At 36.9% G+C, this 18,266-nt stretch carries 20 protein-coding genes and 2 riboswitches; of the genes, 2 read left to right on the forward strand and 18 right to left on the reverse strand.

All coding sequences use genetic code 11. The features are described from left to right. Positions 1–75 precede the first annotated feature (75 nt). The 3 genes from C568_RS32640 to C568_RS0106230 all read right to left on the reverse strand — a co-directional run bounded on the left by C568_RS32640 (position 76) and on the right by C568_RS0106230 (position 2,815). On the reverse strand, positions 76–219 hold the full coding sequence (locus C568_RS32640) for a YezD family protein (RefSeq protein WP_003196202.1): 144 nt from the start codon (positions 217–219) through the stop codon (positions 76–78). A 69-nt stretch (positions 220–288) separates the two neighbouring features. Then, positions 289–397, reverse strand: a riboswitch (SAM riboswitch). 106 nt (positions 398–503) lie between these two features. Next, a complete protein-coding gene (lysA, locus tag C568_RS0106225; protein WP_018781015.1) occupies positions 504–1,820 on the reverse strand; it encodes a diaminopimelate decarboxylase in 1,317 nt (438 codons plus the stop codon). Between the two features lie 331 nt (positions 1,821–2,151). Then, positions 2,152–2,334, reverse strand: a riboswitch (Lysine riboswitch). Between the two features lie 88 nt (positions 2,335–2,422). Beyond that, positions 2,423–2,815: a DUF3888 domain-containing protein gene (locus C568_RS0106230; protein WP_018764216.1), complete on the reverse strand. Its 393-nt coding sequence runs from the start codon at positions 2,813–2,815 to the stop codon at positions 2,423–2,425. A 207-nt stretch (positions 2,816–3,022) separates the two neighbouring features. On the opposite strand from C568_RS0106230, the gene C568_RS0106235 reads away from it, so the two are divergent. Further along, entirely contained in the window at positions 3,023–4,909 is a 1,887-nt protein-coding gene (locus tag C568_RS0106235; RefSeq protein ID WP_018781016.1) for an LTA synthase family protein, read from the forward strand. Between the two features lie 379 nt (positions 4,910–5,288). Next, positions 5,289–5,996 carry a CDP-diacylglycerol--serine O-phosphatidyltransferase gene (gene pssA / locus C568_RS0106240; protein WP_026008425.1) on the forward strand — a complete coding sequence of 236 codons (708 nt, stop codon included), beginning with the start codon at positions 5,289–5,291 and terminating at the stop codon, positions 5,994–5,996. A gap of 30 nt (positions 5,997–6,026) precedes the next feature. Here the strand turns inward: pssA and C568_RS0106245 are convergent, their stop codons facing one another. The 15 genes from C568_RS0106245 to leuB form a co-directional block, all read right to left on the reverse strand. Then, positions 6,027–6,998: a 2-hydroxyacid dehydrogenase family protein gene (locus C568_RS0106245; protein WP_006094154.1), complete on the reverse strand. Its 972-nt coding sequence runs from the start codon at positions 6,996–6,998 to the stop codon at positions 6,027–6,029. 150 nt (positions 6,999–7,148) lie between these two features. Further along, positions 7,149–7,313: a DUF4025 domain-containing protein gene (locus C568_RS32645; protein ID WP_003196190.1), complete on the reverse strand. Its 165-nt coding sequence runs from the start codon at positions 7,311–7,313 to the stop codon at positions 7,149–7,151. A 69-nt stretch (positions 7,314–7,382) separates the two neighbouring features. Further along, positions 7,383–8,405, reverse strand: a complete 1,023-nt coding sequence (locus C568_RS0106255) for a histidinol phosphate phosphatase domain-containing protein (protein ID WP_006094153.1) — start codon at positions 8,403–8,405, stop codon at positions 7,383–7,385. A gap of 12 nt (positions 8,406–8,417) precedes the next feature. Beyond that, positions 8,418–8,741 carry a phosphoribosyl-ATP diphosphatase gene (gene hisE / locus C568_RS0106260; protein ID WP_006094152.1) on the reverse strand — a complete coding sequence of 108 codons (324 nt, stop codon included), beginning with the start codon at positions 8,739–8,741 and terminating at the stop codon, positions 8,418–8,420. 12 nt (positions 8,742–8,753) lie between these two features. Then, a complete protein-coding gene (hisI, locus tag C568_RS0106265) occupies positions 8,754–9,059 on the reverse strand; it encodes a phosphoribosyl-AMP cyclohydrolase (protein WP_016114006.1) in 306 nt (101 codons plus the stop codon). Continuing rightward, entirely contained in the window at positions 9,056–9,814 is a 759-nt protein-coding gene (gene hisF / locus C568_RS0106270) for an imidazole glycerol phosphate synthase subunit HisF (RefSeq protein ID WP_018764211.1), read from the reverse strand. Before hisF ends, hisI begins: the two co-directional genes overlap by 4 nt. Next, complete coding sequence (gene hisA, locus C568_RS0106275) at positions 9,808–10,527, reverse strand: 1-(5-phosphoribosyl)-5-[(5-phosphoribosylamino)methylideneamino]imidazole-4-carboxamide isomerase (RefSeq protein WP_018781017.1); 720 nt, start codon at positions 10,525–10,527, stop codon at positions 9,808–9,810. Before hisA ends, hisF begins: the two co-directional genes overlap by 7 nt. After that, on the reverse strand, positions 10,500–11,129 hold the full coding sequence (hisH, locus tag C568_RS0106280) for an imidazole glycerol phosphate synthase subunit HisH (RefSeq protein ID WP_006094151.1): 630 nt from the start codon (positions 11,127–11,129) through the stop codon (positions 10,500–10,502). Before hisH ends, hisA begins: the two co-directional genes overlap by 28 nt. After that, positions 11,130–11,714, reverse strand: coding sequence for an imidazoleglycerol-phosphate dehydratase HisB (hisB, locus tag C568_RS0106285; RefSeq protein WP_006094150.1), 585 nt, complete (start codon positions 11,712–11,714; stop codon positions 11,130–11,132). Then, positions 11,714–13,003: a histidinol dehydrogenase gene (gene hisD, locus C568_RS0106290; RefSeq protein ID WP_018781018.1), complete on the reverse strand. Its 1,290-nt coding sequence runs from the start codon at positions 13,001–13,003 to the stop codon at positions 11,714–11,716. Before hisD ends, hisB begins: the two co-directional genes overlap by 1 nt. A 14-nt stretch (positions 13,004–13,017) precedes the next feature. Next, on the reverse strand, positions 13,018–13,653 hold the full coding sequence (gene hisG / locus C568_RS0106295; RefSeq protein WP_018764206.1) for an ATP phosphoribosyltransferase: 636 nt from the start codon (positions 13,651–13,653) through the stop codon (positions 13,018–13,020). Next, the gene (hisZ, locus tag C568_RS0106300) at positions 13,629–14,891 is read right to left on the reverse strand and encodes an ATP phosphoribosyltransferase regulatory subunit (RefSeq protein WP_018781019.1); all 1,263 of its coding nucleotides are present in this window, start codon (positions 14,889–14,891) and stop codon (positions 13,629–13,631) included. The genes hisG and hisZ overlap by 25 nt, the downstream gene beginning before the upstream one ends. A 351-nt stretch (positions 14,892–15,242) precedes the next feature. Continuing rightward, positions 15,243–15,821, reverse strand: coding sequence for a 3-isopropylmalate dehydratase small subunit (leuD, locus tag C568_RS0106305; protein WP_018781020.1), 579 nt, complete (start codon positions 15,819–15,821; stop codon positions 15,243–15,245). After that, complete coding sequence (leuC, locus tag C568_RS0106310) at positions 15,799–17,193, reverse strand: 3-isopropylmalate dehydratase large subunit (protein WP_006094147.1); 1,395 nt, start codon at positions 17,191–17,193, stop codon at positions 15,799–15,801. The genes leuD and leuC overlap by 23 nt, the downstream gene beginning before the upstream one ends. Continuing rightward, the gene (gene leuB, locus C568_RS0106315) at positions 17,193–18,257 is read right to left on the reverse strand and encodes a 3-isopropylmalate dehydrogenase (RefSeq protein ID WP_003196166.1); all 1,065 of its coding nucleotides are present in this window, start codon (positions 18,255–18,257) and stop codon (positions 17,193–17,195) included. Before leuB ends, leuC begins: the two co-directional genes overlap by 1 nt. Between the last annotated feature and the right edge of the window lie 9 nt (positions 18,258–18,266).

Raw genomic sequence — 18,266 nt, forward strand, 5'->3', positions numbered from 1 at the left:
CCTGTAACGCAAAAAGACGGTTTTAACCTAATAAAATAGATTAAAACCGCCTCTAGTTTTTCTAGTCAGCGCTTTTTACTTTAAGCGTACCTTTTCACTTTTTTCAAGCTGAATCACTTTTCCATCTTGCACAACAATTGTAATAGAACCATATTTCATATCCGCAAGCATCGTTTGAATTTTCTCAGCTACTTCGTCAAAATGTCCACGCACTCCCACGAACAGCCCCCCTTTTTATTCATAAAAAAAATCTTTTCCATTTCGAAAAGACTGTTCGGTAATATATTTACCTTATCTTTCAAAATGGATGCCATTTTGCTGGACTTAGCACCTTGCTTCTTATAAGCAGGTTGCTGAGCTTCGTAGGGCCAGTTCCCTCCGCTTCTCTTGATAAGCTTTGTATTTGTATTTTATCATAATTCTGATTTTTTTCAATCCTAGTTTTCCGATATATTTTATATTTTTAAAAAGGGGTTGCTCTATTTGAACAACTCCTTTTATCATTACACAAGCTCTTTTATACGTATGCGATCGTTCCCAATTATATTTTCATATGTTTCACGTTCAACAACAATTTGTGATGCCCCACCTTTTGCAAATACTACAGCCGGTCTGCGAATACGATTATAATTATTAGCCATAGAATATCCATATGCTCCTGTACAAGAGATCGCTAACAAATCTGCTGTAGCAACTTGCGGCAGTTCTATATCCCAAATAAGCATATCTCCACTCTCACAACACTTTCCAGCAATTGAAACAACTTCTTCAGCCTCTTCTTTCCCTCGATTTGCTAGCATCGCCTCATAACGAGCTCCATATAAAGCTGGTCTTAAATTATCTGTCATTCCCCCATCGACTGACACATATTTACGAATGCCAGGGATATCTTTTACAGCTCCTACTGTATAAATTGTTGTTCCTGCATCCCCAACAATACTACGACCTGGTTCAATCCATATTTCAGGAAGTGGATAATTATTTCTTGTAAATTGTTCTCTCACTGCATCTGTTACAGCATGCACATATGTTTCAAGGGTAAGTGGTGTATCAGCTTCCGTATAACGAATACCAAAACCTCCACCAACATTTAACACCGTTACAACATAACCAGTCTGCTCCCTTATCTCTTCTAAAAAATTATGCAATACTTCAACCGCTCGAACAAATCCTGCTGTTTCAAAAATTTGTGACCCAATATGTGAATGAATACCTAACACATTATAATTTGATTTCTCTAGCGCTATTCGAATCGCCTGCATTGCCTGACCAGCCGAAACTCCAAAACCAAATTTCGAATCATCTTGCCCTGTTGTAATATATTCATGTGTATGCGCCTCTACTCCAGGTGTAACTCGAATTAATATATTTACAATTTTTCCATACTGCTGTGCTAAGTCATGTAATATTTCCATTTCAAAGAAATTATCTACCACAAAGCAGCCAATATCTGCTTGCAGCGCCATGACAATCTCTTCTTCGGTCTTATTATTACCATGAAAATGAATGCGTGATGCAGGAAAACCAGCTTGCAAAGCAGTATACAATTCGCCCCCAGAAACAACATCTAAAGACATATTTTCTTCACGAGCTACTCGGCACATCTCCATGCACAAGAACGCTTTACTTGCATACGCTACTTGGTAAGAGAATCCACTTTCCTGGAAAGCACGATGAAACGCGCGGCATTTTTCCCGAATAGAAGCCTCATCGTATACATAAAGTGGGGTCCCATACTGTTTAGTTAGCTGCGTTGTATCGCATCCTCCAATTTCTAAGTGTCCTTGCTCATTGATTCGGCTTGTGCCGTGTAAATACATTTGAATTCCTCCCTTATTTCCTCTAAAACTCATAACCCCAATCTTCTTCTATTCATTGCAGCGCGTTTTTAGATAAAGTGAAACTTTATTCAGTGGGAGTTTCATCCCCAATGATTATTAGCCTTCACCAATCGGGCTTTTACGGGCAGTTGATCCTCCACCTAACTTCTTTGTTTTCTCAGAATGTTAAGATATGAGATCCTACTGCCCGTTAAAGCGGGGTAAACAAAAAACGCGCGGAACAATGTTCACACGCGTTTCTTATTAGGAATAATGTATCATGAAAAAATAAACGAGTTGTTATCTTCTCAAATAAGAAACCGCATCAACATCTCCAAATAGCTCTCCATAAAATAAAATCTTATGACAGTACTACATTTATTCAATGCAGTCCCAATATATGAATGACGTGGTCACTCTTATATTTCGGCAATAGTCCCTTTCAATCTATGATCACAGATTCCACTAAATCTCCCATAGCTTACTCTTTCCTATCGCGGCCTCTACCTTTGAGAGTAGATGAGGTAAGTCTATTTAATTTTCAAACATCTTATATTGGTATTAACAATACCAAACGAATAAATTATTTGTCAAACAATTTTTCACATTGTTTTTTTACAATTTAATTTCGTATCATCTGGTAAGCGCTTTATATCTATTTTTTTCACAGTCCATTCTCCCTCATCATTATTAAACGTAATTCTTATTTTTTCGAATGGCGGAAGTACTTTCCCACCTATGGCTTCATATTTCGTCACTTCAATTACCGCTTGAAATAAATATGTACCACTATACATTTTTTTCAAACTAACAATCTTCGGGCATTCATACGGTTTTTGTTTCCCATAATGCTTCTCAATCGCTACATTTATTTGCGGAAACAAAACGGAATAAAGAGCATCTTCTAATAATGGCGCATCATATTGTGCAGCAAAAACTGTAGGGGTAGAAAAGAATAAAAAACCACTACATATGAAACAAAATAACTTTTTCATCATAACCTCCGTATCAAAATGCGATATGGTTATTGTCTCCGTTTTCTCTTTTTCTAACCAATTCTTATAAAAATTATCCACAATTCTGCTTTGTTTTCGTATAATAGTACATAAAGATATACGACTGTTCGTATATTTAAAGTGAAACTTCTATCATTAGAACTACAATCACTAGAACCGTCACTTACAGTAGGAGAGGAGTATGTTATGCTACAACATTTGTTTCCAAAATTACGATTTGCACTTGTTGCAGTCGTTTTATTATGGATAAAAACATATATAGTGTACAAGCTAGCCTTCGATATTAAAATTGATAGCTTCTTTGAAGAAATGATGCTTTTGTTTAATCCAATTGCTTCATTGCTTTTATTTTTTGGTCTAGCTTTATTAGCATCAAAGTATCGAAATCGAATTATTATTGGAATCAGCTTTTTGCTGTCATTTATTTTATTTGGAAACGCGATGTTCTACGGTTTTTATAATGACTTTGTCACATTCCCTGTTTTATTCCAAACAAATAACATGGCTGATTTAGGAACCAGTATTAAAGAACTATTTACGTACAAGACATTACTTCTATTTGCGGATGCAATTATTCTAATGTTTATTTTACGTAAGTTCCCGAAATTTTGTGATAATACGCCACTATCTCGCTCTGAAAAACAAAGCTTTTTTAGTGGTATAACAGCTCTGTTAGCATTGCAAGTTATTGTTTCTATCGTTCATAAACCGCAGTTATTTTCACACTCTTTTGATCGTCAAACCGTTGTGAAAAATCTTGGTTTATACACATATCATCTATTTGACATTACACTTCAGTCTAAATCTTCTGCAGAGCGTGTATTTGCAAGTGGAGACGGTTTTTCTGAGATTAAAAACTACGTGAATTCAAAAAATAAACAAGCTGATAAAAGTTTATTTGGAGTTGCAAAAGGAAAAAATGTCATTTTAATTTCAATGGAATCTACACAAAATTTTGTTATCAACAAAAAAATAAATGGAAAAGAAATTACTCCATTTTTAAATCAATTTATAAAAGATAGTTATTACTTCGATAACTTTTATCATCAAACTGGACAAGGAAAAACATCCGATGCCGAATTTATTGTAGAAAATTCATTATATCCATTAGACCGTGGCTCTGTATTCTTTACACATGCAAACAATGAGTACACAGCAACTCCTGAGCAGTTAAAAAAATATGGGTATTATTCCGCAGTCTTCCATTCGAATGATAAAACTTTCTGGAATCGTGATGTAATGTATCCAGCACTCGGATACGATCGTTATTTTAACCTAAATGATTATACAGGAACAGAACAAATGTCTGTTGGATGGGGACTAAAAGATAAAGAGTTCTTTGAACAATCGATCTCCAAGCTTAAATCTTTACCACAACCGTTTTATACAAAATTTATTACATTAACAAATCATTTCCCATTTCTTTTAAATCCAGAAGATCAATATATTAATGAGTATAATTCTGAGAGTGGTGTACTAAATCGTTATTTCCCAACCGTTCGCTATACAGATGAATCTCTGAAACTATTTATCAATCGATTAAAAGATGAAGGGTTATACGATAACTCAGTTATTGTTATTTACGGAGATCATTACGGTATTTCTGAAAATCATAATGCTGCTATGGCACAATTTCTCGGTAAAGAATCCATAACTCCATTTGATTCGATGCAATTGCAACGTGTACCACTTATTATTCATGTACCTGGTCAAGAAGGAAAAGTTATTTCTAAAGTATCTGGACAAATCGATATAAAACCAACATTGCTCCATTTACTTGGTGTCAAAACAAACCAATCCATTGAGTTTGGTACCGATTTATTTGCAAAAAATGAGCATCCACTTATGATTATGCGTGATGGTAGTTTCGTAACAAACGATTATGTTTATACAAAAAATATGTGCTATAAAAAAAGCACAGGTGAATCTATTGATTTAGCAATTTGCCAGCCATATATTGAAAAATCAAAAACAGAATTAAGTTATTCTGATAAACTTATCTATGGCGATTTATTACGATTTGATCCTAACAATAAATACAAAACGGGAACAATGATAACTGAATTTGAATAACCCTAAAAGCAACCTTAAATGATAACAATTTGAGGTTGCTTATTTCTTAATTAAATTTTTACCCTTTCATAAACATGATGATCTTATCTAACAAAATCTCTCCCCAACTCAAAGCTCAGTAGAATTGAACTCCCCCCACCTTCACTTCGTTTAGAGGAGGGGGTCTTCTCGGTTAAAATGATAAAAAAGTTAGACAAGGGATAAACTACTCATGAAAGCCTGCCTTAATGAACCACATCACTGAATACGATTTCACTTGATGAAATCTTTCACAAAATGGGAATTTTTTCGTACGTGGAAAGAAATTTATGTTATGATAAAACAAGTAAACTTTCATACACTAATTAAGAATTTATTACAGAAAGCAAGGGATCAGATTTTGTATAGAGCAGCAATTCCAAACTTATTTACGCTCGGAAATTTATACAGTGGATTTTTATCAATCGGCTATGCATCTTTAGGGTATTATAAACCAGCTGCTATTTTAGTACTAATCGGGATGATGTTAGATAGTCTTGATGGTCGGGTTGCTCGTTTATTGCGTGTTGATTCACAAATGGGAAAAGAACTTGATTCACTCGCAGATGTTGTAACATTCGGTGCTGCGCCTGCAGTTTTAATGTACTACACTTCCTTTTCCAATTACGGAATTATCGGACTATACATAGCAGGCCTATTCCCTCTGTTCGGAGCATATCGCTTAGCAAGATTCAATGTAACGCCTTCCTCTACTTCTATGAAATATTTCACTGGCGTTCCTATTACTGCAGCAGGAGGACTTGTTGCCTTCTTAACATTGTTTTCACATACCATTCCAAAAATTGTCCTCATTACAGTATTTGTAACGTTTGCATTTTTAATGGTAAGCCGTATTCGCATCCCAAGTTTAAAAGATGTGCCAATTCCACGATACAGTATCATTGTTACACTATTTTTAATTGGCAGTATTTATACAATGTATAAAACAAGTTTTGGCAACATTTCAGTATTTCTATTCATTGCTATTCCACTTTATATTTTGTTTATGTTATCTCAATTTATTAGGCAAAGACCTTCTCATAAAAAACGAGCAAATAAAGAAAAATAGAAAGAACCCTTCCAGTTGGAAGGGTTCTTTCTATTTTGTAACAAATTCCTTTTGGTTTACAGGTGTTAATGGTTCTTCTCCTTCTAATACAGCTAAAATGTTACGCACTGCCATTTCAGCCATAGCGTCACGAGTTTCAAATGTTGCGTTTCCAACATGCGGAGTAAGGACAATATTTTTCAGTCCCTTTAATCTCTCTGTAATTTTCGGTTCAAACTCAAATACATCAAGAGCTGCCCCTTCAATTTCATTTGTCTCTAACGCATGAGCAAGCGCTAGTTCATTCATAATTGGACCACGTGCTGCATTTATAATATATGCTGTTTTCTTCATCATTTTAAATTGTTCTTCATTAATCATATGATGAAGACTTGGATTATACGCACAATTAATCGTAATAAAGTCTGCTGTTTGTAATAGTTCTTCTAATGTTACATATGTTGCTTCTATTTCACTTTCTGTCTCATACTTACGGTTTGGACCTGTATACATCACATTCATTCCAAATGCTTTTGCACGTTTCGCAACTGCTTTTCCAATTTCACCAAGACCGATGATTCCAATTGTTTTCCCATATACTTCTCGGCCGAGGAAAAAGAGTGGTGCCCAGCCATTAAATCCCACTGTACGACATAGTGTATCTCCTTCTGGAATTCGTCTTGCAGCCGCTAAAAGAATAGCAAATGTTAACTCTGCTGTTGCTTCTGTTGAAACTTTCGGTGTATTTGTAACTACAACTCCTTTTTCTGCTGCATACTTGTAAGCAATATTATCGTAACCTGCACCATAGTTGGCAATAATTTTCAAATTTGATGCTGCATCAATCACTTCTTTTGTTACCTTTGTAGAAAGTAAACTTAACAGTGCATCTTTATCCTTAACTCGCTTTGCTAATTCTTCGGTACTGATTAACTCTTCTTTGTCATACATTTCTATTTCATGATTTTGTAATAACTGTAATCCGATTTCTGGAATATTTCCTGCTACTAATATTTTCGCCATTACTAAGCACCTCTTCTATTTAAAAATGAGAACTTCCTTACATTTTATTGTAAGAAATCTATGTCAAAAAAGCCAAGAAATTTGATTACAGTTTTGAAAATCGACACTTTTTCTCATAAGAAAAGGGGAGATGGATATCTCCCCTTTTACTTATTGTTCTTCACTAGATTGTTTTCCCAGCTTTGCATCAATCGTTCCCTCTGCTACCGTATCACTAATTTGTTCTTGTACTACAGAATCAACTTCCTCGTTCGTTTGGGAAGTATAACTTTGATTCGTCACTTTCATACTCTGTTTATTATTTTGTTTTACCATTTAAAACCCTCCTTTATCATTCTTTATTATTTTGAGCAAAAAGAAAGGTTTTCATCACGAAATCATGTTTTACTTTGAAACAATTACCGATTCTTCTTCAAGCAGTTGCATCTTCCTCACCCGTTTTTCAAATGTAGCAACATGAGAAATACCATGATTACGTAATGTTTTCACATTTTCTTGGACATAATTTCCTAAATCATTTGGGTAATGAGCATCTGATGAAAGAGTAATTGGCACTTTATATTTTGCCAACACTTGTAAATAAAGTGGACTTGGACACATCTCTCGAACAGGATAACGATAATATAATCCAGCATTTACTTCCGTTGCTGTATTTGTTTCTATTAATGCCTTAGCAATTCTTTCGTAATGTGGAATCTGTACATTTTCATCTAATCGATAATTAAATACTTTTATATTATCAAGATGCGCTACAATATCAAACACTCTCGAACGAACGGCCTTTTCAACTGTTGTGAAAAATACATCATACAATGTACTTAGCTGATGGTTTTCGAAATATTCTTTCGTATCTGGGTTATCAAATCCCCATCCATCAATAAAATGCACAGAACCAATTACGTAATCCCAATCTCCTAATGCCAATAATTTTTGTAATTCATCTTCCCCACCCATAAAATAATCAGCTTCAATCCCTAGACGCAGTACTACTCCTCTTTTTCTCCAGCGCTCCTTTGCCTCTTGGATTGCTTTTGTAAAATCAGAAATCGATGCTACTCGCACTTGATCTAGCCATTCTTTCTGCAGACGACCGAGCTTTGACTCACTAATGTCTACATATTTCTCATAATATTCCTTCGCCTCATAAAAACGATATAAGTGATCAACAATACCAACTTCTTTTATTCCTTTTCGCAGTGCTTCTTCTAAATAGAAATCAATCCACTCTATTGTAAATGGACCCTCTTGTACTCTTTTTTGCAAGCGTTCTTGTGTTTTCATAAGCCATTCAATCGAATGCCGCTCTTCTTCTAACGGTTGATAATATTCTATTGATTGATTTATTCTCGCCAACCACCCTAGCGAATACGGCCCCTCTTCTAAATGAAGGTGATAATCCACTTTCATAGTTTCCCCCCCTTATAACGTATCAATTTCTTTACGCTCTCCTGTTTTTGAGAGCTTTCCTTGTCTCTCTTTCACTTCTTCTAACACATCTTCTAATGGAATATTTTTTGCGGCTAGTAAAACAAAGCAATGATAAATCACATCGACCATTTCTTTTATAAGTTCTTCTTTATCATCATTTTTTGCAGCGATTACCACTTCTGTACACTCTTCCCCTATTTTTTTTAAAATCTTATCTTCACCTTTTGTAAATAAATAATTTGTATATGATTCCGAAATTGGACTTTCTTTACGCTGCTCAATGGTTTCATATAAAGACTTCAGTACGTCTTCCATCCTCAGGTCCCCCTATATAATTTTATAATGAAAGCATGTTTTCTCTCCTGTATGACAAGCTGGTCCTACTTGCTTAACAATAATTACAATCGAATCTTGATCACAATCTAAATAAAGAGACTGAACATACTGCATGTGCCCAGACGTTTCTCCTTTGTTCCATAACGCTTGCCGCGAACGTGAATAAAACCATGTTTTCTTCGTTTCTAACGTTTTTTTATATGCTTCTTCATTCATATATGCTAGCATCAAAACTTCTTTTGTTTCTTCTTCTACCACAACAGCTGGCAACAATCCCTTGGAGAAATCAGGTGTCATATTCTCACCTCAATTTTCGCTTCTTGTAATTTTCGCTTCACCTCTTGCACTGTTGCCTCACCATAGTGAAAAATAGAGGCTGCTAATGCTGCATTTACCGATGTTTTTTGAAACACCTTTACAATATGCTCTGCGCTTCCACATCCTCCTGACGCAATAACTGGAATCGAAACAGCTTCTGAAATTGTTTCTGTTAAACGAATATCATAGCCATCCTTCGTCCCATCTGCATCCATACTCGTAAGTAAAATTTCACCAGCTCCTAACTGTTCTATCTGTTTTGCCCATTGTACAGCATCGATTCCCGTATCAATCCGTCCACCGTTTACATATACATTCCATTTATTTTCTTTTACTTCCCTTGCATCAATTGCGACCACAATACATTGAGAACCGAAATGTTCGGCACCTTCCTCAATTAAATTTGGATTTCGTACTGCCGCTGAGTTAAGTGAAATTTTGTCCGCGCCTGCTCTTAGCAAGGCATACATATCTTGAACAGTTGCAATCCCGCCACCTACTGTAAGCGGAATAAACACTTTCGACGCCGCTCTCTCTACAACATCTATAATTGTTTTTCTCCCCTCATGCGTCGCCGTAATATCTAAAAAAACAATTTCATCTGCACCTGCTTTATTATACAAAGCAGCTATTTCAACAGGATCACCAACATCTTGTAATCCTACAAAATTCACGCCCTTTACAACGCGGCCGCCTTTCACATCTAAACATGGAATAATTCGCTTCGTTAACATATCTTTGTCACCTGCAATGCCTCTTCTAAATCAATTGTTTTTTTATATAGCGCTTTTCCAATAATAACGCCATATACATTCATATCGTTTAACTTCTGTACATCTTGCAATGAGCATACGCCGCCTGATGCAACAATACGGATTGCCACCGCCTTCTGTAGTAATTGCAATTGCTCAAAGTTCGGACCCTCTAACGTACCGTCTTTTGCAATATCTGTAAAAATGATTGTTTGTACGCCGACACTTTCCATTTTCTTCGCAAGGTCGATATAAGAAATTTCAGATACATCTAACCAGCCTCTCGTTGCAACGTAACCGTTTTTCGCATCAATACCAACAATAATGTTTTCTCCATATAAACGAACTGCTTCTTCTAAAAAAGGACGATCATATAATGCTGCCGTTCCTAAAATGACTTTTTTCACTCCTACTGACAGTAACATTTCAACCGTTTCGAGAGAACGTATTCCTCCGCCTACTTGAACCGGAATTCGAACTGCTTTACATATATCCTCAATTACGGAAAGATTCATTGATTGACCTGCAACCGCTCCATCTAGATCAACAATGTGCAATGTTCTTGCTCCTAATTTTTCAAACAATAATGCTTGAGCAACTGGATCTTCATTCATAACTGTTTCTTTATTAAATTCTCCTTGATAAAGCCTAACACACCGTCCTTGTTTTAAATCGATAGCTGGGAAGATTTCCATGATTCTACCACTCCTTTAAAATTTCTTAACATTTGTATTCCGATATCACCGCTTTTTTCAGGGTGAAACTGTGCCCCAAATATATTTCCTTTCGCAACAATCCCTGGAATATCAATCTTATAGTCACTACTGCCACATACAATCTCACTTGGACAATCTGCATAGTAGGAATGAACGTAATACACAAATGAACCATCTTCTACTTCATTCCACAACTTAATTTCTCGTTTCTTCTTTAATTGATTCCAACCCATATGCGGGATTTTATAAGGAACTTCCAGCTTTCGAATTAGTCCTGGCAACAAACCTAACCCTTTCGTTCTCTCTATTTCTTCACTTTCTTCAAATAAAAGCTGCATCCCTAAACAAATGCCAAGGAGTGGTTTTCCTTGCACTCCAATTTCTTGAATCACTGAAACAAGATCTTTTTCCTGCAAAGCGATCATCGCTTTTGGAAAAGCCCCAACTCCTGGTAAGATCACACCGTCACTTTGTAATATCCTCTCTTTATCATCTGTTACAATATGCTCAGCCCCAATACGTGTTAACGCTTGTTCAACACTGCGAATATTCCCCATTCCATAATCTACAATTGCAATCAATTACAACAGTCCTTTCGTAGAGTTTACACCAACAATTTTGTCATTTTTGTCTACCGCTTCACGCAGTGCACGTCCAAACGCTTTAAATAACGCTTCAATTTTGTGGTGGGTATTACTGCCATATAAAATGCGAGCATGTAGTGTTATATTCGCTGCATGAGCAACCGCTCTGAAAAACTCTTCTGTCAGTTCTGTATCAAAATCTCCTAACTTAGGGTTTTTCAATTCACCTTGAAAGACAAGATAAGATCGTCCACTTATATCAATCGCTACAAAACCTAATGCTTCATCCATTGGTACATATGCTGCTCCATAGCGGTTAATACCTTCTTTATTTTGCAATGCTTCTTTCAAACAGTTTCCAAGCACAATCCCAACATCTTCAACAGTATGATGAGCGTCAACAAACACATCACCTTCTGCTTCAATTTGCAAACCAAATCTGCCATGCTTCGCAAACAAAGTTAGCATATGATCAAAGAATCCAACCCCTGTTTGAATTGAAACGTCTGTACTTTCATCTAAGTGTAAACTCAGTTTAATTTTTGTTTCTGTCGTTCCCCGTACTTGACTTGCCTCACGCATTATTTCTCCTCCTCAAATCGAATTTGAATTGCTCTCGCGTGCGCGTGTAATCCCTCTTTATCGGCGAGCGTTGTAATATGGTGTTGAACGTTTTGTAACGCTTCTTTTGTATATGATACAAAGCTCGATTTTTTCACAAAATCATCAACTGATAACGGCGAAAAGAAACGCGCTGTTCCGCTTGTTGGCAGTACATGATTCGGTCCTGCAAAATAGTCTCCAAGAGGCTCTGGGGCATACGGTCCAATAAAAATCGAACCCGCATGCTGAATATATGCCAAGGCATTCATCGGCTCATTTATATGCAACTCTAAATGCTCCGGTGCTATTTCATTCGACAATTGAAACGCGTGATTTAGCGAAGGAACAACGAGAATTGCTCCGTTTCTTTCTATCGACTCACGAGCTATTTCACTTCTTGGTAATACTCGAAGTTGCTGCTTTATTTCTCTTTCTATCTCTTTAGCAAGTTCTACACAAGTTGTAATACAAATCGCTGTTGCCCTCACATCATGCTCAGCTTGAGATAATAAGTCTGCTGCGATAAAAGACGCATTTCCAGTTTTGTCAGCAATTACAACGATTTCAGATGGTCCAGCAATCATATCGATATGAACAGCTCCAAATACCTCACGTTTTGCAAAAGCCACATATATATTCCCTGGACCGACAATTTTATCGACTTTCGGAATCGATTCCGTCCCATATGCTAATGCCGCTATAGCTTGTGCACCACCTACGGTATAAATTTCATCTACACCGGCAATTTCAGCAGCTGCTAAAATATGTGGATCTATTCCCTCTTTCCCTGGTGGTGTTACCATTACAACTTTCTGAACACCGGCAATTTTAGCAGGTAATACATTCATGAGTACCGATGACGGATAAGATGCAGTTCCTCCCGGTACATATACACCAACTGTTTGCAATGGTCTAATCAGTTGCCCACGAATCACACCTTCGTTTTCACAATCTAAAAAGGATTGCCTTTTTTGTTTTTCATGGTATGAGATGATGTTTTTCTTTGCGCATTGCAATGCTTCTAGAAATGAAGATTCTACATATTCACTCGCTTTTTCAATTTCTTCTTTTGCAACACGTAACTTTTGTAATTCAATTCCATCAAAAGTTTTTGTATAAGAAAATAGCGCCTCATCTTTCCTTTCTCTCACCCGCTTAACAATTTCTCTTACGCGTATCTGTACAGTTTCTTCTATTATATTAGCCTGTTCTCTTAACTGTTTTATTCTCTTCAGCGCTTCCGTGTAGTTTTCAGATATTACCTCCACCCAGGGTCCCTCCTTTATTTATCTGCAGTGATTACACACTCCATATTATTGATAATATCGAATATTTCGTCTTTTTTTGTTTTTAAAGCAGCTTTATTTACAATCATGCGAGCTGATATTGAATACATTTCTTCAAATACAATCAATCCATTTTCTTGTAATGTTTTTCCCGTCTCTACAATATCAACAATCGCATCTGCTAATCCAAGAAGTGGAGCGATTTCTACCGAACCTTCTATTTTAATAATTTCTACATCTTCTCCCTTATCACGAAAATAAGTGGAAGTAATATGCGGATATTTTGTAGCAATTCTCTTTTTCCGATAGCCTTTCGGATTATATGTTGGGATAGAAGCGACACAAAACTTACAACATCCTACTTCTAAATCCACCATTTCATATATATCTTTCTCATATTCCATTAAAATATCTTTTCCAACAATACCAATGTCTGCAACACCATGTTCCACATAAGTTGCAACATCTACTGCTTTCACTAGAATGAATGAAACATTCCTACTAGCGCTTTGGAATACAAGCTTTCTTCCTTTATCCATCAGTTCCGAACAATCAATCCCAATCTTTTCAAACAGTGGAATGACATGTTTCTCAAGCCTCCCCTTTGTTAACGCAATTTGAATGTTACGCATGAAGTTTCCCCTTCTTTCTGTATCACCCATTTTTCTTTCCACACATATTCCACTAATGCTTTTCCAGTCGCTTCGATCACTTTTATAATCCCTTTCTTCTTCGCAAACTGAAATGTATCTTGCAAATTCTCAAACATAGATAATTCCACTTTCCACCCATCTTTCTGAAGTAAACCACATAGTCTTTCTGCTTCTGCTATCCTATCCAAAGAATAATGAATGATCATATCTAATTTTTTTCGTTTGAATTGTTTTTGCTGTTCTTGTAATGTCCGGACAATTTGATTTACTTGTACAGCTAAGCCGACTGCTGACATCGGTTCTCCAAAATTACCAAGCAATTCATCATATCTTCCGCCACTAACAATTTCTCCCCCAACATCATATATATAACCTCTAAAAATAACTCCTGTATAATAATGCAAATGTTGAATCATCCCAAGATCAATTGATATATACGAACCATATCCTAATTTTTCAATCGTTTTATAGATTTCTTTTACCCGCGCGATCGTTTGCTTCATCTCATAGTTTGAAGCAAGCTTTTCCGCTTCTTCAATTACTTCGAGTTTTCCGAATAATCTTGGTAATTTTTCAAGTAACTGTACAGTTTCATCACGTCGATCTAAATTCTTTTCTTGTAAAAAACGGGATAACTCTGCATAATTTTTACTTTCAATATACGTACGTAAGAGCGACTCCTCTTCTTCTCCAAATGACAGCTTTTTAACAATACATTTGTATAACTGAACTTGCCCTAATTCTATTGTAAAAGCCTGAATCCCTACAGCCTGAAGAGCATGAATTGCACTTACGATACATTCAATTTCAGCACGTATATTATCAATCCCGATTATTTCAATACCTGTTTGAATGATTTCATTGTATTTTCCAGATAGTGATTCATTCGCTCGAAACACGTTCCCGCTGTATGTTAATTTTACAGGCGCTTCCTCACCGTGGGTTCCTATTACTCTTGCAAGTGGAATTGTCATATCAGGCCTTAACACGATAATGCGTCCCTGTTGGTCAAAAAACTTATACATTTTCTCTTCATCTATCGGCCGATTCCGAAAAGAAAAGACATCATAAAATTCAATCGTAGGCGTTCGTATTTCCTCATAGCCTCTTTCTAAAAAAGTACGTCGTAATTTTTGTTCAACTTCTTCTATTAATGTACACTCTTCAAATACATAATCTCTTGTTCCATCTGGATTTGCTCGTTTCCATTTTGTCATACTGCTTTACACTCCTTTCAATTCTGTTCACCAAACTTTCCCCTTCTAGTGTATGCACACTAGAACAATCACGAACAAAATAAAAAGAGCCTTGTAGAAAAAATACCTACAAGGCCCCTTCATAGGATGTAGGTACAACGGGAATAACCCTTGTACCTACACGTTGTTCACGCTAGGTTCAAGGGTTTATGTATGATGATGTAGTTGTGTAAGCATATTGATAGATTGTAATGTAAACATTATCCTTACTCCCTTTCTCCTCTTATTTTCACATAGTATATAACACAGAATTCAGAATGTAAACAAAATTCAAACCTTTTTTGTGTTTTTTATTACAGCTCACTAAACAAATTAGCGAGCTGTTTCTCGTTCATATTCTTCAATGTTTTGTTCATATTGAAGCGTGATTCCGATTTCATCTAAACCACTTAATAGCTTTTCTTTCCACATCTTTTCGATTGTAAAATGAAAACGATGTAGCGGAGTTGTAATCACTTCATTCTCTAAATCAACTTCTATCACATCTCTTGGATCCACAGCTGCCAGCTTTTCACGCATTTCCTTTTCCATAATGATAGGAAGCATACCATTTTTCGTACAATTCATATAAAAAATGTCTGCAAATCCCCCCGCGATAATAACACGAAATCCATAGTCAGCAAGTGCCCATGGCGCATGCTCTCTTGATGAACCACAGCCGAAATTTTCACCTGTAATTAATATGCTTGCTCCTTTTCGTCCAGGTGCATTTAGTGGGAAATCTGGATTCTCTTTTCTGTCGTCCTCATAACGCCATTCATCAAATAAAAATTTCCCAAAACCAGTTCGTTCAATCCTCTTTAAATACTGTTTTGGAATGATTTGATCTGTATCAATGTGATCGTTCATTAGTACAGCAACAGTACCTTTATGAATATGAAATGGCTCCATCATAACTCTCCTTTCTCACATCAACGAAATGACCATAAAGCGCTGCTGCGGCCGCCATCGCAGGGCTGACTAAATGTGTTCTCGCACCCTTCCCTTGTCGTCCTTCAAAATTCCGATTGGAAGTAGATGCACAATGCTCTCCCTCAGGCACTTGATCTGGATTCATCCCCAGACACATAGAACACCCAGGCTCTCTCCATTCAAATCCAGCTTCTTCAAATATACGATGCAGTCCTTTTTCCATCGCTGCTTTTCGTACTCGTTTGGATCCTGGTACAACAAGTGCTCGCACTCCTTCTTTTACCTTCTTTCCTTTTACAACAGCTGCGGCAATTTCTAAATCTGATAAACGGGAATTTGTACAGGAACCAATAAATACATGCTGAACTGGAATTTCAAATGCACTTTGTCCTGACTGAAGCCCCATATATGCAAAAGCTCGTTCATCATTTTTATCACGTGTTTCTGGTAACTGTTCATCAATACGCATACCCATACTCGGGTTTGTTCCCCATGTTACATATGGCGCTAGTTCAGCAACATCTACCAAAATATAAGTATCATATATTGCATCTGGCTCAGTATAGAATTCCCTCCAATTCGCCACTGCCAAGTCAAACTCTTCCGGCGCATACTCACGCCCTTTTACATAAGCAAATGTTTTCTCATCCGGCGCAATAATCCCTGCTTTTGCTCCACCTTCAATCGCCATATTACAAAGTGTCATACGCTCTTCCATTTCCATATTTGTAATTGCTTCTCCGTAAAACTCCATCACATATCCAGTTCCAACTGCTACCCCATATGTAGCCAGAAGGTGTAAAATTATATCTTTTGCATATACTCCTTTAGGTAATTTCCCTTTTAATTCAATCCCCAGCGCTTTCGGCTTGCTCTGCCACAATGTTTGAGTTGCTAATACATGCTCGACTTCACTTGTACCAATCCCAAACGCCAACGCTCCAAAGGCTCCATGTGTTGCCGTATGACTATCGCCACATACAATGGTCTTTCCCGGTTGTGTAAGTCCTAGCTCTGGACCAATAACATGAACAATCCCTTGATTTTCATCATCAATATCCGCCAACGGAATATTAAATTGCTTACAATTTTCACGAAGCGTATCTAATTGTTGCTTAGCAATACGATCTGTAATGTTCCAAACATCTTTTGTTGGAATATTATGATCCATCGTTGCAAATGTTAAATCTGGTCTCCGAACATTCCGATTTGCAAGCCGCAAGCCCTCAAAGGCTTGCGGTGATGTTACTTCATGCACGAGATGAAGGTCAATATATAATAAATCTAACCCATTTTCATTTGTTGTAACAACGTGTCTCTCCCACAGTTTATCTAGTAACCTTTTTGCCATTATCTCCCTCTCCCTACTAGCGCTTGTTCTTCCATTTCTTGTAGTACATATTTTGTAAAAGACGATGTTGTTTCATTTCCACCTATATCAGCTGTACATTTCCCCAATCGGAGAACAGCAGAAATTGCTTCTTCAATCGCTTCTCCTTCTCTTCTTAAATCAAAAGATTGCCCAAGCATCATTGCAACTGAACGCATCATTGCAATTGGATTCACTTTATTTTTCCCTGCAATATCTGGTGCTGATCCGTGAATTGGTTCATATAGCGAAGGTCCATTCTCTGCATGACTCGCCGATGGAAGCATCCCTAAAGACCCTGCTAATACAGAGGCTTCATCACTTAAAATATCCCCAAATAAATTCTCAGTTACTATGACATCAAACCGGCCCGGATTACGAATCAACTCCATAGCAGCTGCGTCTACTAAAATATGTTCAAGTTCAATATTCGGATAGCGAAGTGCTACTTCTTCTGTTACTTCCCTCCAAAGTTTACTCGACTCTAAAACATTTGCTTTATCAATGGAAGTAACTTTTTTACGACGTTTACTTGCCAATTGAAAAGCGTAAGAAACAATGCGCTCAATTTCATGACGATGATAAGTAAGTGTATCTGTTGCTACCTCTTCTGTTTTTTCTTTTGGAAAGGAGAAATAAATCCCTCCCGTTAACTCACGAACGACAACAAAATCCACCTCATCAGCCGCCTTCAATGGGGATAAATGAGCAGTTGCTGCATCTACAGTGACAGGACGAACATTAGCAAATACACCAAGCCCTTTTCGAAGCGCCAGCAATCCTTTTTCCGGTCTTTCTTTCGCTTCATCCCAGCGAGGTCCACCAACCGCACCTAGTAATACAGCGTCACTCGCTAAACATGCTGCTAATGTTCTTGACGGCAATGGTTGCCCAAACGAATCAATCGCAGCGCCTCCAAATTGTTCATCTTGTAAATAAAAACGGTGACCATATAACCTTTCTACCATGTGTAAAACTTCCTTGGCACTCTCCATAATTTCTGGTCCAACACCATCACCCGCTAAACAAACAATACGTTTTTCCAATGATCAGCA

The organism is Bacillus sp. 95MFCvi2.1 (assembly GCF_000374965.1).
GTDB classification, from domain to species: Bacteria; Bacillota; Bacilli; order Bacillales; family Bacillaceae_G; genus Bacillus_A; species Bacillus_A pseudomycoides.